Origin of the sequence: Herbaspirillum rubrisubalbicans (assembly GCF_003719195.1) — a bacterium.
GTDB classification, from domain to species: domain Bacteria; phylum Pseudomonadota; class Gammaproteobacteria; order Burkholderiales; family Burkholderiaceae_D; genus Herbaspirillum; species Herbaspirillum rubrisubalbicans.
In genome coordinates, this window is the sequence record NZ_CP024996.1 from 2,929,933 (window position 1) to 2,944,248 (window position 14,316).

Sequence of the window (14,316 nt, forward strand, 5' to 3'; positions counted from 1 at the left end):
CGTTTGGCGGGTGGCCGCCGCACAGGCATGGTCTCGCCGTAGAAGGTGTCCACGAGCGAGGAGATAGGTTGAGGTGGCATCGTTCATTGCTCCATGATCTGTTCCTGAGCACGCATCTGATCGCGCAACACGCTCAGTTTTTCTTGCTGCCGGTTAGCTTCCAGCACTTTGCGTCGGGCCTCAAAAAAAAACCGCACGCGCCTGACGGCAGCGCTCGACCCATTCCTGACATCGTAGATACTGTTGAGCGCTTTCAGCTTGCATACGCTTGTAGAGCGCCTTGGCCCGATTGAATTGACCGGTCGTTAGCGTCATCTGCATGAACTCGCGGCGTGACTGCTGCCATTGCTCCTGCGTGCGGGCAAGCATGTCGCGCCAGAGTTGCCGGGCCTGCTGCAATTGGTTGCGTGACGCGCGCCAGGCTTGGCGGGCTTCGTTGCGTTCGCGCTCCAGACGTCCCAGACGTTGCTTGCGCACATGGAGCAACTGATCGAGCCGACGGTCCTCGCGCTTGCGTTCGGGGACATCAATGACCTCGCGGCGGGGGCGGCGCCCCATCCCACCCGCCGACTGCTGTCCGATCGTCATGCCTGCAGTTCCATGAGCTTGTCCAGCGTGGGCTGGAATGGGGCACTGGTGCTAGTGTCCTGGCGCAGGAAAGCTAGTTGTTCAGCGCGCAGCTTGACGGCACGATCGGCCACCGGATCGGTTCCGCTCTTGTACTCACCCAGGCGGATGAGCAACTCCATCTCCTGATAGCGCGCCATCAGTTCACGGAAATGCGATGCGGCCTTACGGTGCTCGCGGGTGGTCACATTACTCATCACCCGGCTGATGCTGGCCAGCACATCAATGGCCGGGTAATGCCCTTGTTCAGCCAGCTTGCGGGTCAGTAAAATATGCCCGTCGAGCAAGGACTTGGCCTCGTCACCGATGGGATCCGAGACTGATTCGCCGTCAACCAGCACCGTATACATCGCCGTGATCGAACCCTGAGGTGTGCCTCCTGCGCGCTCGATCAGGCGCGGCAGCATGGTGTATACCGAGGGTGTGAAGCCGCCTCGGGCAGGCGGCTCACCGGCGGCCAGGCCGATCTCGCGCTGCGCACGGGCAAATCGGGTCAGTGAGTCCACCAACAGCAATACCTTCATGCCGCGATCGCGGAACGCCTCGGCGATGGCCGTCGCGGTAAAGGCAGCGCGCGCCCGCTCCATCGAGGTACGGTCAGAGGTCGCACAGACCACCACGGTCTTGCGGATCAATTCGGCATCCAGTTCGTGCTCCAGGAATTCATTGAGCTCACGGCCACGTTCGCCGATCAGCCCAAAGACGATAGCCTGGGCTTCACAGCCACGTGCAATGGCCGCCATCAACGTGGTCTTGCCACATCCAGGGCCGGCAAATACGCCGATGCGCTGCCCGGTACCCATGGTCAGCAGACCATCGATGGCCCGCACGCCCGTGGCCAGCGGCACTGAGATGCGCGGCCGGTCAGTGGCCTTGGGAGCGTCGCGCATCACCGGCGACATGGCGCGCCATGTCGCCACGTTCTCGGCTGCTGCCGGCGCACGGAACATCCAGCGTCCAAATCCATCCAGAACGCAACCAAACAGGTGATCACCGACCTCGATGCTGTGGGCGCGCCGCAAGGGTTCGATGATGGTACTGCTGGAGACCCCCTCCAGCGGGCTGAGCGCCGAGAGGATCGCGGCCTTGTCAGTGAAGCCTACCACTTCGGCCAGGATGGGCGGTCCCTCCACGTGCGGGTCGCGCAGATGGCAGAGCTCACCGATCTGCACCGGGGGCATGTGGGCTTCCACCAGCGTGCCCAAGACCTGAGATACTTTGCCGAAACTGACGAAACCCGGGCGCGGGTTCAGGCTCTGTCGCCATGCGCCCAGCTGCCGACGCATGTACTGCAGTTTCAGCTCCAGTGGATCGCTACCCTCGATGGCTACAGTCATTGTCGCCATCGCGTTCACCACCTAACGTTGATGTTGTGGCGACCGGTGAAGCTGACCTGGTTGCCGTCGATACCGGCCAGCACGACGCCACGATATTCGTCTCCGATGTAGAGACGACGGCCATCGTCGGTGACGATGCTGGCATTGCTGCCGGAAATGACCTGCTGTATGCGGAACGGCAACATCGATTCAGCGCTGCCGATCTTGACCTTGACTGGAAAGTCGATGTCATGGATGCGTACGAAGCTGCCAAGCATTCGTTGGAAACGTTCGCTCTCTTCCTCATCCAGGGCCGCTTGCAGTATCCACTCACGATCCTCCAGTTGTAGATTGAAACGCTTGAGCAGATCCACCTCAGCCAGTCGCTTGCGAAATGCGGCACGCAACTGCTCGGGACTCATCTTGGCGGCAGGCGGCTCAATGGCTGCCTTGGCACCGAGCGGCGCCAGCAGTGACTCATTGGCGGACAGGCTTTCCTCGCCGCCTGCCGGATAATGGCGCGTGATGGCATAGGCTGCTGCGGCCGAAAGCAGAGCTATCAGTGACAACGGTAGCAGGAGCAGGCGGCGATTGCGCCTGGCTCTGACTGGCATGGGCTGCAAGATGTCAGCCGACGGAGTGGCCGTAGCAGCATCGGACGTTACCACGGTATCGTGCGGCACCGCGCCGTCGGCGCTACTGCCTTCAGGCGTCGCAGGTGCCACAATATCTTGCGCCTCGGCCATGCTGTCGGCTGGCTCCGGGGGTGGGTCGCGCCAGGCACTGCCCTCTTCGGTAACGGTCAGCCAGATCGAACCGAGGCGCGCGAAATCGTCGATCTTCAGCTGGAGGAAATCACGCTTGTGGTTGTCATCAGCGTTGAGCAGCAGGCCGTCCAGCGCTTCCAGCGACCAGCCTTGGGGACCGAGCGAAAGACTGGCGTGGCGTGCAGCAATGCCCGGGTCGGCCAGGACCACATCGGCTTCGTCGCTGGCGCCGATGATGCAGACCTGGTCACTGAGCGGAATGGTCGCGCCGCGAAGGTAACCATTCAGAATCCGCATTTCATACATGACAATGCTCCATCAAATTCAAGAGTGAACCAGTGATTGAATCCCGCACGCAGCCTCAGAAATCGGCGGTTTTCAGCAGGGCCAGCAAGAGGCTGCCACCGCTACTCTTGCCGGTCGACGGATCGAGTGGATTCCAGCCGGGATTGTCGCTGTTGAGCAAGGCGCCGATAACCATGGCCTCGGCCAGCTCGCGTCGTTGCTTGATCAGATTCTCGCGTTCCCGACTGGCCGCCTGCAAGGAGATGGTGCTGTCGGACTTGCTGCGCAGCAGGGCCGGAATGCGCTTTTCCTTTTCGGCCAGCGCCTGGTTGATCTCCTGCATGACTTCCCCGATAAACAGGCAGCACTTCTCTCTGAGCTGTTCGATCTCCGGCGCTAGAAAACTGTCTTTGCTCGCCCGTTCGATGATGTGCTGCGCTTGTTCGCGAGTCATTGGTGACGCGTGCTGCTGCGCTGGTACTTCTTTTGCAGAAAGGCTCATGACTTACACTCCGTTGAGTCAAGCGATATGGGGCGAAAGGACGATAGGCTGGAACGCTTGCTAGATCAGCTTTGTTCGCTGGGATGCAGCGGATCTGCTGCTGCCCCGTCGCCGTCTCGTTGACGCTGGCGTGCCAGGGCATCCAGGATCTCGGTGAGCGTGGGTTGAGATGCCTGTGGATGCCCGACATACGGTGCGGCCGGCGCCCCCTCCCCGCCCAGCAGAGCCAGTGCATTGGTGCGGCCGGCCTGGGCATAAGTGCGCTGATAATGGCGGGCATTATGGTGCTCCTGCTCGCGACGCGCCCGTCCTGCCGCGTCGGTCGGCACCCCACCGCCGATGCCGTCCTCAGCGGCGCGGGCGTGCGCGCGTTGCTCGCCTTCTTCCAGCAGCGCCTTGAGACGAATCAGGTCTTGCTCGACGGCGGCCTGCCTACCTTGCAGTCGATGCCGAGCGTGCGCCAATATCCCCGAGTAGAAGGCGTCGATATCGAGCGCTTCGCCGTTGCGCATGGAAAATACGCGCATGGTGTGATCAAGCTGCTGCAGACTGAAGCCTGCATACGCCCCCATGAACCGGCGCGAAAGCAACGCTGCCTGGCGGCAGGCTTTGGCCAGGACGGACGAGGATTCACTCTCGACGGGACGATCGTGATGGACCTCGGCTGGGGTCGAAGATGTGACATGAAAAGCCATGATTGCTGCTCCAACAGATGAATTGCGACGACCGCCATGAGGGCGGCTCCTGACATCTTCACCGTCGCCGCAGCAGCATCGAAGCAGTCGGCAGACAGGCCGACTGCAAGCTTGCAGTCGGGTGAGACGGAGAAGACCTACCTCTCTTTATGTCGGCCTGTGGCAACAAGTTCCATGATGGTGCAGCTGCGCCCTGCCCGGTTCATATCTCGATCATGCCGACCGGTTTCACCTTGGAGTGCTGGGTCAGCTCCGAAAATGCGAAGACAGGGACCGGAAAGAATTCTTCCTCAATGAGCTTGCGCACCGAGCGCCGGATGTCGGCGGCGGTCACCAGCACCGGTGGCGTGATGGGTGTACTGACGTTGGAAGACAATTCGTTGAGACGATCCAGAAACATCTGTTCCAGCTCCGAATCGATATCGAGGTAGCTCCCCTGGCTGGTTTGGCGCATGGCATTGCGCAGCTTGTCTTCCAGTTCAGGGGACAGCAGGATGACTTCGATGAGTCCCTCCCTGGCGACCTCGAAGCAGAGCTGACGCTTGAATGCCAGCCGTACATAATCGGCGATCACATCCGGGTCACGCTCCTTGGGCGCCCAGTCCAGCGTCGTTTCCAGCAGCAGACGGGCGTTGCGCAGGGCGACGCCCTCACGGGTGAGGCGCTGCACGACTTCAGTGAGCCGTGGCAGGGTCACCGACTTGATGACTTCCTTGCCCAGCTCTGGATAACGCCGCTCGGCCCAGCGCGTGAAACGGATGACTTCGTTGACGCCGACGAACATCTGGCAGTTGCGCAACATCTCCACCTCGATATCGGCCGAGAAGACGTGTTCCCAGCGCTGGACGGGAACACCGGTCTGGGACAGCTTTTCTTCATCTTCCAGGCGCAACCAGACCCGCCGACGCCGTGAGCCGGCGATATTGCGTTCGTGCGCCTCGAATCCGAGTTCGGTCACCCGCTCCAGATTCTCACGGGTGGCACCCCAGCCCAGCATGATGGGCTCGTCGATCAAGGGCACCTCGGCCATCAGGAATTGCACTCGTCCCTCCGGCACGGCCCCATGGAACTCGAACTCGATGGGCTTGAGGTCGGGAATGCCGCGTCGTTCCAACAGACCGTTGCGCATGATGCGTACCGCAGAGCGAATGATCTCGGCCTCGGGCGTGTTGCGCATGACTTCTGGCATACGCAGCGTGAAGGGCGTGGTGGCCGAGAAGTTGGTCAGATCGACGATGCCGGCGTTGGCGCGTTCGATCTCCTCGGCCTCCAGCTTGCTCTGGGCATCGACCAGCGGCTTGAGAACGCCGACCATGCCGGCCACGAACAGACCTAGCGCCAGAATGATGAACACCATGCTGGGCATCCCCGGGATAGCCGCGAACAGCAGCATGATAGCCGCTGCCGTCAGCAGTGCCCGCGGCTCGGCAAAGAGCTCACCGACCAGGTCGCGGCCAATATTGGTGCTCTGCCCCGGTTCCTCATCCTTACTGACCCGAGTGGTGATCACGCCCGCGCCGAGGGAGATCAGCAGGGCTGGAATCTGCGCGATCAGTGCATCGCCGATGGAGAGAATGGAATACACCCGCATCGATTCGGCAGCATCCAGATTGCGCTGGATGATCCCGATCGAAATGCCGCCAATCAGGTTGATGGCCACGATGCAAATACCGGCGATAGCGTCCCCTTTGACGAACTTCATCGCACCGTCCATCGCACCGTGCAACTGACTTTCCTGACCAAGCTTGGCGCGCTTTTCCTTGGCTTCCTCGGCCGTCAGGATGCCGGCGCGCAGATCGCTGTCGATAGACATCTGCTTGCCTGGCATAGCGTCCAGGGAAAAGCGTGCCGACACTTCCGAGACCCGCTCCGAGCCCTTGGTGATGACGATGAACTGCACCACCGTCAGAATCAGGAAGATGACCAGCCCCACCACCAGATTGCCTCCCACGACGAAGTTGCCGAAGGTTTCGACGATATGGCCGGCATCGCCCTCCAGCAGGATCAGACGCGTGGTAGAGACCGAGATGGCCAGGCGGAACAGGGTGGTCAGCAGTAGTACTGCCGGGAAGGTGGAAAAGGCCGTCGGACCGGGCATATACATGGCCACGATCACAATCAGGCCGGAAATACACAGACTCAAGGCGATGAGCATGTCCAGTAGCCATACCGGCATGGGCAGCACCAGCATGAACACGATGCCGATGACGAAGGCGGCGACGATCAATTCAGCGCGCTGAGCAAGTTTGGCAGCAAACTTGTTGAGCGCCATCAGTATCCCGATTCCTTGCATGCCGTCCCCTAGCGAGTGGTAGCGGAAAGCGCCTGGGACGCCTCGCCAGCATCGAGCCTGGAAATGATCAAGTCGATCCAGGCTTCGTTTTCCTTGTTGCGCATAGCCTCAAGACGCTGCCGGTCCACTGGCTCCAGTAATTCGGCCGCGGCATAGGAGGCCATCAGGAACAGTTTCGGATCGTCCGGCCAGACTTGCAGGCAACCTTGGGCCAGCTCATGGGCAGCTTCGTACTGGTAGGCGCTGAAGTAGCCCCATACCAGACCGATGGCCATGAGCAGTTCATCGGGCATGGCGTCATGCGGTCTCTTTCTTCTCATCATCTTCCTGGTCTTGCTGATTGGACGGACCTTCGGCGTGACTGCGACGCATCTGTTGCAGGCGCAAGCGCCAGTCAATGTTGTCATTGACCCTACGGACCGCGGCCAGGCAGGGGCCGCGCAATTCTTCGGGCAGTTGCAGCGAGTGCGCGATGAGCGCCTTTTGCAGCTCGCGCATTCGTGGTACCGGATTGGCGCTCCATGCCGGGCTATCGGAGGAGCACTCCGGGCCCAGCAACCGGTTGAGCACCACCATCCCCGGATCAACCGGCATATCCAGAGGCGGCAGTGAACTCTCCTGCTCGCCGGGCAGCAGCTCCGGTAACGCTTTGCGGATGACGGGCAGCTCAGGAAGGCTATGGATCTCACCAAGATCGTCTAGCCCCCGCAAGGTACTCAGATCACTGCCGCTCAGTTTTTGGTTGATCAATTCAGCAACTCCTCTGCAATGGCCAGCGCCGCCTCGTCCATGGGGAGGACTTGCGCATCGACGCTGCTCATGCGTCGCAGCACGTAAAGGCTGCCGTCATTGAACATGGCGGGTAACCAGGCGCCATAGCGTTCCAGGTCCTCCGAGCGTCTGCTCAGCACCTGCTTGGCAGATGTAGCCCTCTCCCGCGCGCCGCCCAGTCCGACAATAACGCCGTCGACCAAGGGATAGACGAACAGCACCAAGCCATCATCAAGAGGCAGGGTCGCCACCGCCTTCTGCAGGCTGGCGTCATGAATCATGGTAGTGAGCGTCTCGTTCATATCACTGGTCTGCGCTCCTGATCCTGGTTTCCTGCTTGCGCATGGCAAGCAAGGATTCGCGCCATTGGCGTTCTCGAATCTCGTCACGGGTCATCACGGCTGGCACATCGGCTTGGTAGAGGTTGATCTGGCGTGTCAGCTCCTCGAGTAATTCGCGACGCATCTGCATCTTCTCTGGTGGCCACAGAATCATCGGCAAGCGCGCCATGGCATCCCGGATCAACAGATACACCCTGCCCTTGGCAAGGTTGTCGAGCTTGCGCACTTCCACCATCTGTGACACCAGATGCGCCACCTTGCCCTTGCCCCAGCCAGCTTCTGCCGCACTCAGCAGCACTACTGCCAGCTCCGCGCTGCTTTGCCTGATCAGCAGCTTTTCTTGCTCGGCGAGCGTCACGCGCAATGCATCAGCAATGGCAATGCATGATCGCACCAGCGTAAAGGCCGAGGCGTCAGACATCGTGAGCCAGTAGCGGCCCATGCTCCGATGCGGGTTCTTGCGCAAATCCGATTTCATCTTGACTCTTTCTATTCCGGTGAGTGGATGAGGACACTGAGGAAGAATTGAATGAAAAAGTTGCCGACCATGCCAGTGGTGCCAGCACGCCGCGCGCCGGTGGCGTTTCAGAATTCCGGCGTGCGCAATGCTCCAGGCGGCTGACGGTGACAGCTCAGGTCTGCCGGATTGGTAAGCAGCCAGCCATCCAGGAGGCTGCGTCGTAGGGCCTCGGCCACGGCAAAATCGAATCGGATGTTCATGCGGCGACTCCGCCTCGCGCTTGCGGCAGCGCGGGCCAGTTCAGTACTCGTTGCATCGTATTCCACTTTCATTTCATCTTTTTAAAGGAAGGGCTAGAAGCCGGCCATCATGCGTGCTCGCAAGCTGCTCAAGGCTTGCTCGCACTTGATCGGACCAAAATTCTTGATCAGTGCCTTGAGCATGGTCAGCGGGGTCAGCGGCGCGTCGAAATTACCCTTGGACTTGGCGCCTATCAGGAAGCGCAGCTCGCGCGTGCTGGGACCGTTGGTGTTCACGCCATCCTCGCCCGCCATCGCTTCCAGGGAATTGACCATCTCATCGCTCTGCTGCAAGGCGCGTCTTAGCTCATGCGGATGGCGCTCCATGAGATTGTTCATCATCGTCGTGAGCGCTTTCTTGACCGATCTATCCCTGCCTCCGCCCAGCGGATTCTCTTCGATCTGGTCCAAAGCCTCGTAGAACACGTGGTAGCGCTGTAGTGGATCGAAATACTTGGCAAGCATGGCCTCCACTTCGGCCTGACGCTCGCGATCAGCGCCGTTACGCAGAAGATCGATGGTGTGTTCGACCGGTGCGAACAGTTCCTGCTCGTCGTCATCACGGCCTTCCTTCTCGCCCACTTTAGCTTTGGCCTTGCGTGTCGGGGTCGAAGGCTTTCGCTGGGTCTGTGCGCGCACCGGTGCGCGCAGGCGCTGCCGCAGACTCTTGCGGCTGAAGATCAATCCTTCCTGGACCCCGGCCAGGACTTCCAGCGCATCCAGCGGACTAAGTTCAGCCGCAGCATTGGTATTGATCGTCGGATCGACGCCGAGGCGATGGCCGTGACGCAGGTGCGGCCTGGGCAGCGTGTTATCCGGGATCAGGTTGTCGAGGCTGTCGAAGGTGGTGATTTTCATGTTCATGGCCTTGAGTGGTCCGGCCTGCATCCATGGTTCCCTCTCCTCTTACGCTCCCATGGCGAGTGCACATCGTTATCGGTGGCTAACGTAACATCTCCGGTTCCGGGAATTTCTCATCAATGATGAAGAGCTTCCTCAACATTTTTCAAAGTCTCATGAATGTTCATCGTTTTGATGAAACTTCATCTGTCGCTGCTATCTTCCGCTCCAACACCCAAGGTTTGCCATTCAACACGGCGTAACCGAGCCCCCACCCACCCCCTCGACTTTCCAAGGAGGAGAAAATGAATCAAGCATTGGAAGAACACCTGCACGACAGCGCCGAGCAGCATGGCGATGATGGTCTGGAGCATCCGGCGGCCCAAGTGATCACCATCGATGTGGTCAAGCTGTATACCGAACACAGAAGTCATCTGTTACGCTTTGTCCAGCGCTATGTCGGCAGCTATGAAGACGCCGAAGATGTGGTACAGAACACCTTCATCGAGGCCAGCAAATGTGCGCATCGCTTTTCTGGCCTCTCCAAGCCCTCTACCTGGCTGTTCGGCATTGCCTTGAATCTGGCGCGCAATCAGGTACGTCGCAACATCGCCGATCGTTGCGACGCCGTCGATGAGAATTTCATGGAACAGATCGTCGATACGCACGCTGATCCGGCCGTTCTCTACGAAATGCGCCAGATGGCGGAGAAGGTCGAAGGCCTGCTCAACGAACTCCCCGTCAAGATCCGCGCCACCTTCGAGGCCGTGCTTGATGGTGACGCCACCTACGAGCAAGCCGCCGAGCACCTGCATATCCCTATTGGCACCGTGCGTTCGCGGGTCTCGCGCGTGCGCGCCACCGTGCGCAGCAAATATGGCAGCGCGCCGCTGAGTCAGGGCCTGTACGCCTGATGCTGTCCCTGGGCGGCAGCGGTCTGCCCAGGGCGTGCGCGCCTGGCCACAATGGGCAGGCGCGCCTTATCGGACTGGCGCAGCGCAGCACGAACTCGCTAAGGAAACAAAGGGAAATCAGCCGGCCGAAGCTGCACTGGCATTGATGGCCAAGTGATAGTCGCGAGCGATGTCGGCGGTCATCAGGATGGCATCCATGATGCTGCGCTCGTCGGGCAGTTCCGCCACGGCAATGCGCTGCACGACGATATAGCAACCTTGATCGGCGTGCCAGAGGAAATCGGTCTGCGGCGGCAAGGGCGGTGCGCCTGGTGGGGAAAACATTCGCGGCAGGTAATGCGGCTGTTCGCAACGAGGCAGCAACGCGGTAATCGCAAGGTGGCGATCAGGGGTCTCGGGATCGATCAAGGTACGGGTAAAAATCTCGCCGAGCTGCAACTCAAGCGTCGCTACGGTCGCATCGGGTTGGCCCGTCAAGCCGATGAGCTCACGCAGCAAGCGACTGACCCGTTCACTCGGCGTCTCGCAGGCAGGACCAGACTTTTCTTCTTCACTATCCAATGGTGGCGTCTCACTATCGTTGCAGGCGGGAAAGACCAGCTACTATCCCGAAGCCATGACTGGCCGGGCGGAGAGCACTGGCCTAATGCAGCCCCTATTTTACCCGCGAAAGCGCATTGGCCGGCACGCCGCCACAACGGCCGGACATGATGACGCCAGGCAATGCCCGGGCAGGCAGTTGCCCCGTTTCTCAGAGCATGTTCAGGGTTCGCCATATCGGTACGCGCCGCGTCACGATCGCCTCGGTCAGGTGTTGCAACTCGCCCAGAACTTCCTCCTGCGTTTGCAGCACCCGGCCCTCTCGAAAAAGAGGCTGCTGCTGCGCCTGCAGGACGTCGTGCATTTGCTGGACGCACTGCTGCAAGTCCAGTCTGTCGCTTGGCCGGCGCAGCTGACGGAATAACAGGCGCTGGATCAAGCCTGCTGCAAGACCATTGCCCAGTAGCGGCGAGGCCAACACCTGATAATGGTCCTTGAAGCGCGAGGCCTCGGCCAGGGCGGCGTTCAGACGCTGTGCTGGCGCTACCGGCAACTCCGCAGCGCTGAGGAAATACGCGCAAGCCTGACCAGAGGCAGTCAGCAGCGCGGCCATCTGGCCGATGTCTTCCAGACTGAGTGGGAACAGGGCCGGAATCTCGGCCAATTCCACCAGGCTGTGTGGTCGGCGCACCAGTGCATCAAGCACCGGCTGGTAGTAGCGCGGGTCAGCCTTGACCTTGCCGATGGATAGATCCAGCTCCAGGGTAAGCATATCGGGCAGGCTGGTCAGTGCCAGACCGATCTGGCGCAACCAGTGTTCACGCCGCGTGGCACTCATGCGACGAGCCCCCCGTACGTAGATGTCCTCCCGGAAGCTGGTGTTGGTCATGTAGTCCTTGACCGTTTCACGCAGCATGGGATCGTCCACCGTATCGAGCAACTCTTGCTGCTGTGGCGTCAGGTAAAGCCGGGGAAAGGCTTGCGCCAACTCCCCCGAGCCGATGTAATCCATCTTGGCGCCGGCCATCGCGCGCGCGACGTCGGCATGGTATAGCGGCATCCAGCCATCGCTCATGTATTCGTGGGCCAGATAGCCTCCCTTGTCTTCGCGCAGCGAATCGAGCCGGTACTGCAGATTGGGATTGCCATCGAAGAAGGTCGCGCCCAGTGCCTGCAGCCGCTGCACCATCTCGCGTGCCTGTACCAGTTGTTCGTGTGTAGCATGACGATCGGTCTGAGTCCGCTCCAGGATCAGACGCTGCAGCGGCAAGGAAGGGCTCCATCCCGGCATGGCGTTGTAGTTCAGGTAGACGATACCGCCTGGCTTGAGATAGCGAGCGATAAGATCAACGATATGCTTGCGGTTGCCGGCGTCGACCCAGCTATAGACGCCGTACATGGTGATGAAATCCATCGGTGGCAGGTCAACCAGCCCGGCTGCCAGTTCGGCAAAGCTGTGTTCCAGGATGCAAAGATTGTCCAGCTCGGCCGCCTGTGCCAGTTCCCTGGCAGACTGTACGTGGGAGGGACTGAAATCGATGGCATGGAAGCGCCCTTGCGGATTGGCCGCCGCCAGCACGCTGGCGGTCAGGCCTTGCCCAGCCCCGAGTTCCAGGTAATTGAACGGACGATCCAGCGCAACAGGTTCTACACCATGGGTAAGGCAGGCGAAGCTCAGATGCACCGGGCTTTGCTCCCGGAAGAAACCGGTCGGGTAATCGATGCCGGCCACATAACCCTCATTCCAATCCATATTTCCTCTTTATCGACAAGTGAGCCAAAAAACCGGTTCGGGATGCTTCAGATATCGCTCCCGGTTTGCGCCGCTGCCGCTTCGGGCAGCATCAACAACTGTTTCCAGAATGGCCGTCGACGCGTGAGGATGGCCTTGACAGTCTCTTGTACCTCCTGCCATTTCTCCTGCTCGCTGACCAGTTCGCGCTCGTGGAGCAGAATCGGTACATGCTGCGACTCGACCTGGCGCAGCACCCGGCTGGCCACGTCGGTGGAACTCATGGTGCCGGCCTGGGGATCAGCCAGTGAGTCGTAGACCAGTCGCTGGAAGAGTGGCGCGGCCACACCACTGCCCAGCAAGGGCGAAGCGAACACGCGATAGCCGGTATCGAGCTGGGCAATGGCCTGGTTCAGGCGCTGCGCCGGAGCACGATCCTGCACGACTGACTGGAGCAAATAGGGCGCGGCCTGTCCGGTGTCGATCAGCAGGGCCGCAAACTGGGCAAGTTCACCCAGGCTCTTGCCCTGCAGGGACGGGAGTTGGTGTAGTTCCGCCAGGCTTTTCGGCCCCTGCGCCAGAGCGTCCAGTATGGCGTTATAGATTTCTCCATCGGGTTGGTATTGGCGTAGCGGGAATCCCATCTTCAGGCTCACCGTCTCCCGCAATACCGTCAGCGCCAGGCCAATGCGACCGAACCACTGTTCTTGGCGATGGGCGCTCACAGGTCGCTTGCCGCGCACGTAGATGTCCTTGCGAAAGCACGTGTTCTTGAGATAGTCCTTCACCGTTTCACGCAGTCCCGGATCCTGGATCTCCTGCAGAAAGTCGCGCTGCTCCACACTCAGGTAAAGCTCGGGGAACGCCCATGACAAATCGGCCGAACCCACATAATCCAGCTTGGCCTGGGCCGCATCGCGGGCCACATCGATGTGATAGAGCGGCTCCCAGCCCTGGTTCATGTACTCATGGGCTAGATAGGGCGATCGGCTGGCATCTTCCTCCATCGCTCCCCGAAGATAGTTCTGTAGATTCGCGCTGGTATTGCTGGTGAAATAGCCGGCACGCGTTTCCATCAGGCCACGCACCAGAGTGCGGGCCTTGTCGATTTGCGCCGGCTTGCTGCCCGGATAAAGAGTGGCGTGCTCCAGCAACAGGCGCTGGAACGGCAAGGTCGTAGTCCAACCTGGCATGGCGTTATAGCTCAGGTAGACGATTCCACCCGGCTTGAGGTAGCGGTTGACCAGCCGCATGATGTGATGGCGGTTGTCGGCGTTGACCCAGCTGTAGACGCCATGCATCGTGATGAAATCCAGTGGCGGCAGATCAATGACGCCCTCGGCCAGATCAGCGAAACTATTTTCCAGGAAGTGGATGTTCTGGAGCCCAGCCGCTTGCGCCAATTGCCGGCTGGCCGCGATGTGTGCCGGATTGAAATCGACGGCATAGAAATCGGATTGAGGATTGGCGGCGGCCAGGATATTGGCAGTCAGTCCCTGGCCTGATCCGAGTTCCAGATAGCGGAAGTGCCGCTCAGGGGAAGGCGGTTCGCAGCCATTGAGCAAGCAGGCGAAACTTAACAGGACCGGACTCTGTTCAGGAAAGAACGCAGCCACATAATCGATATCGGACACATACCCTTCGTGCCATTGCATGGATCTTCCTTATATTGAGTTGAGATGACGAAGCCAGCGTTGCTGCACAGGAACGTGCGCAATGCTCACCTTGCCGCCACGACTGCTTTGCTGGTGACTTACTTGCGCGGCAGGCGGCGGATTCGATGCCAGGGGAAGTACTCGTCCAGACGCAGTTCCTCGTCATCCCCGAAATGCTCCAGCGAGGGTGACCTGCGGCGTTTGCGATTTTTTTGCGGCCCGTTCTCGCGCTCCATCGCGTCGATGCCAGACAGATGCCTTTTCATACTTATCTCCAAC

Annotated in this window: 17 protein-coding genes; 1 reads left to right on the forward strand and 16 read right to left on the reverse strand. The window is 60.2% G+C overall.

The features are described from left to right. Positions 1-180: 180 nt before the first annotated feature. The 12 genes from RC54_RS13115 to RC54_RS13165 all read right to left on the reverse strand — a co-directional run bounded on the left by RC54_RS13115 (position 181) and on the right by RC54_RS13165 (position 9,214). A complete protein-coding gene (locus RC54_RS13115) occupies positions 181-588 on the reverse strand; it encodes a hypothetical protein (RefSeq protein WP_244216340.1) in 408 nt (135 codons plus the stop codon). Next, positions 585-1,964 carry a FliI/YscN family ATPase gene (locus RC54_RS13120; RefSeq protein WP_058895612.1) on the reverse strand — a complete coding sequence of 460 codons (1,380 nt, stop codon included), beginning with the start codon at positions 1,962-1,964 and terminating at the stop codon, positions 585-587. Before RC54_RS13120 ends, RC54_RS13115 begins: the two co-directional genes overlap by 4 nt. Positions 1,965-1,978: 14 nt before the next feature. After that, the gene (locus tag RC54_RS13125; protein ID WP_061790317.1) at positions 1,979-3,016 is read right to left on the reverse strand and encodes an FHA domain-containing protein; all 1,038 of its coding nucleotides are present in this window, start codon (positions 3,014-3,016) and stop codon (positions 1,979-1,981) included. A gap of 55 nt (positions 3,017-3,071) precedes the next feature. After that, positions 3,072-3,497, reverse strand: a complete 426-nt coding sequence (locus tag RC54_RS13130) for a hypothetical protein (RefSeq protein WP_244216341.1) — start codon at positions 3,495-3,497, stop codon at positions 3,072-3,074. Positions 3,498-3,562: 65 nt separating this feature from the next. Next, complete coding sequence (locus tag RC54_RS13135) at positions 3,563-4,192, reverse strand: hypothetical protein (RefSeq protein WP_061790315.1); 630 nt, start codon at positions 4,190-4,192, stop codon at positions 3,563-3,565. Between the two features lie 202 nt (positions 4,193-4,394). Next, positions 4,395-6,485 carry a type III secretion system export apparatus subunit SctV gene (gene sctV, locus RC54_RS13140; RefSeq protein ID WP_058895616.1) on the reverse strand — a complete coding sequence of 697 codons (2,091 nt, stop codon included), beginning with the start codon at positions 6,483-6,485 and terminating at the stop codon, positions 4,395-4,397. Positions 6,486-6,493: 8 nt separating this feature from the next. Beyond that, positions 6,494-6,805 (reverse strand): hypothetical protein, encoded by a 312-nt coding sequence (locus tag RC54_RS13145; RefSeq protein ID WP_058895617.1) that lies wholly within the window; start codon positions 6,803-6,805, stop codon positions 6,494-6,496. Beyond that, positions 6,783-7,235, reverse strand: coding sequence for a hypothetical protein (locus RC54_RS13150; RefSeq protein ID WP_058895618.1), 453 nt, complete (start codon positions 7,233-7,235; stop codon positions 6,783-6,785). The genes RC54_RS13145 and RC54_RS13150 overlap by 23 nt, the downstream gene beginning before the upstream one ends. After that, positions 7,232-7,558: a hypothetical protein gene (locus tag RC54_RS13155; protein ID WP_061790314.1), complete on the reverse strand. Its 327-nt coding sequence runs from the start codon at positions 7,556-7,558 to the stop codon at positions 7,232-7,234. The genes RC54_RS13150 and RC54_RS13155 overlap by 4 nt, the downstream gene beginning before the upstream one ends. Position 7,559: 1 nt before the next feature. Next, complete coding sequence (locus tag RC54_RS13160) at positions 7,560-8,075, reverse strand: hypothetical protein (protein ID WP_231738597.1); 516 nt, start codon at positions 8,073-8,075, stop codon at positions 7,560-7,562. Between the two features lie 107 nt (positions 8,076-8,182). After that, positions 8,183-8,317: a hypothetical protein gene (locus RC54_RS25875; protein WP_255221008.1), complete on the reverse strand. Its 135-nt coding sequence runs from the start codon at positions 8,315-8,317 to the stop codon at positions 8,183-8,185. A gap of 93 nt (positions 8,318-8,410) precedes the next feature. Further along, positions 8,411-9,214: a hypothetical protein gene (locus RC54_RS13165; protein WP_244216342.1), complete on the reverse strand. Its 804-nt coding sequence runs from the start codon at positions 9,212-9,214 to the stop codon at positions 8,411-8,413. 287 nt (positions 9,215-9,501) lie between these two features. Between RC54_RS13165 and RC54_RS13170 the strand changes: the two genes are divergently transcribed. Next, on the forward strand, positions 9,502-10,110 hold the full coding sequence (locus RC54_RS13170; RefSeq protein ID WP_058895621.1) for an RNA polymerase sigma factor: 609 nt from the start codon (positions 9,502-9,504) through the stop codon (positions 10,108-10,110). Positions 10,111-10,227: 117 nt separating this feature from the next. Here the strand turns inward: RC54_RS13170 and RC54_RS13175 are convergent, their stop codons facing one another. From RC54_RS13175 to RC54_RS25260, 4 genes are all read right to left on the reverse strand, one after another. After that, on the reverse strand, positions 10,228-10,671 hold the full coding sequence (locus tag RC54_RS13175) for a hypothetical protein (protein ID WP_231738602.1): 444 nt from the start codon (positions 10,669-10,671) through the stop codon (positions 10,228-10,230). A 190-nt stretch (positions 10,672-10,861) separates the two neighbouring features. Then, positions 10,862-12,403 (reverse strand): class I SAM-dependent methyltransferase, encoded by a 1,542-nt coding sequence (locus RC54_RS13180; protein WP_061790312.1) that lies wholly within the window; start codon positions 12,401-12,403, stop codon positions 10,862-10,864. 47 nt (positions 12,404-12,450) lie between these two features. Then, positions 12,451-14,037, reverse strand: a complete 1,587-nt coding sequence (locus RC54_RS13185) for a class I SAM-dependent methyltransferase (RefSeq protein WP_058895623.1) — start codon at positions 14,035-14,037, stop codon at positions 12,451-12,453. A 98-nt stretch (positions 14,038-14,135) separates the two neighbouring features. Then, a complete protein-coding gene (locus RC54_RS25260; RefSeq protein ID WP_164471216.1) occupies positions 14,136-14,303 on the reverse strand; it encodes a hypothetical protein in 168 nt (55 codons plus the stop codon). Positions 14,304-14,316 lie beyond the last annotated feature (13 nt).

What these genes read in the sequence shown, in the direction of transcription:
- RC54_RS13115 (WP_244216340.1), bottom strand. Translation starts at nt 588, where the DNA reads ATGACGATCGGACAGCAGTCGGCGGGTGGGATGGGGCGCCGCCCCCGC.
- RC54_RS13120 (WP_058895612.1), bottom strand. Translation starts at nt 1,964, where the DNA reads ATGACTGTAGCCATCGAGGGTAGCGATCCACTGGAGCTGAAACTGCAG.
- RC54_RS13125 (WP_061790317.1), bottom strand. Translation starts at nt 3,016, where the DNA reads ATGTATGAAATGCGGATTCTGAATGGTTACCTTCGCGGCGCGACCATT.
- RC54_RS13130 (WP_244216341.1), bottom strand. Translation starts at nt 3,497, where the DNA reads ATGAGCCTTTCTGCAAAAGAAGTACCAGCGCAGCAGCACGCGTCACCA.
- RC54_RS13135 (WP_061790315.1), bottom strand. Translation starts at nt 4,192, where the DNA reads ATGGCTTTTCATGTCACATCTTCGACCCCAGCCGAGGTCCATCACGAT.
- sctV (WP_058895616.1), bottom strand. Translation starts at nt 6,485, where the DNA reads ATGCAAGGAATCGGGATACTGATGGCGCTCAACAAGTTTGCTGCCAAA.
- RC54_RS13145 (WP_058895617.1), bottom strand. Translation starts at nt 6,805, where the DNA reads ATGAGAAGAAAGAGACCGCATGACGCCATGCCCGATGAACTGCTCATG.
- RC54_RS13155 (WP_061790314.1), bottom strand. Translation starts at nt 7,558, where the DNA reads ATGAACGAGACGCTCACTACCATGATTCATGACGCCAGCCTGCAGAAG.
- RC54_RS13160 (WP_231738597.1), bottom strand. Translation starts at nt 8,075, where the DNA reads ATGAAATCGGATTTGCGCAAGAACCCGCATCGGAGCATGGGCCGCTAC.
- RC54_RS25875 (WP_255221008.1), bottom strand. Translation starts at nt 8,317, where the DNA reads ATGAACATCCGATTCGATTTTGCCGTGGCCGAGGCCCTACGACGCAGC.
- RC54_RS13165 (WP_244216342.1), bottom strand. Translation starts at nt 9,214, where the DNA reads ATGAAAATCACCACCTTCGACAGCCTCGACAACCTGATCCCGGATAAC.
- RC54_RS13170 (WP_058895621.1), top strand. Translation starts at nt 9,502, where the DNA reads ATGAATCAAGCATTGGAAGAACACCTGCACGACAGCGCCGAGCAGCAT.
- RC54_RS13180 (WP_061790312.1), bottom strand. Translation starts at nt 12,403, where the DNA reads ATGGATTGGAATGAGGGTTATGTGGCCGGCATCGATTACCCGACCGGT.
- RC54_RS13185 (WP_058895623.1), bottom strand. Translation starts at nt 14,037, where the DNA reads ATGCAATGGCACGAAGGGTATGTGTCCGATATCGATTATGTGGCTGCG.
- RC54_RS25260 (WP_164471216.1), bottom strand. Translation starts at nt 14,303, where the DNA reads ATGAAAAGGCATCTGTCTGGCATCGACGCGATGGAGCGCGAGAACGGG.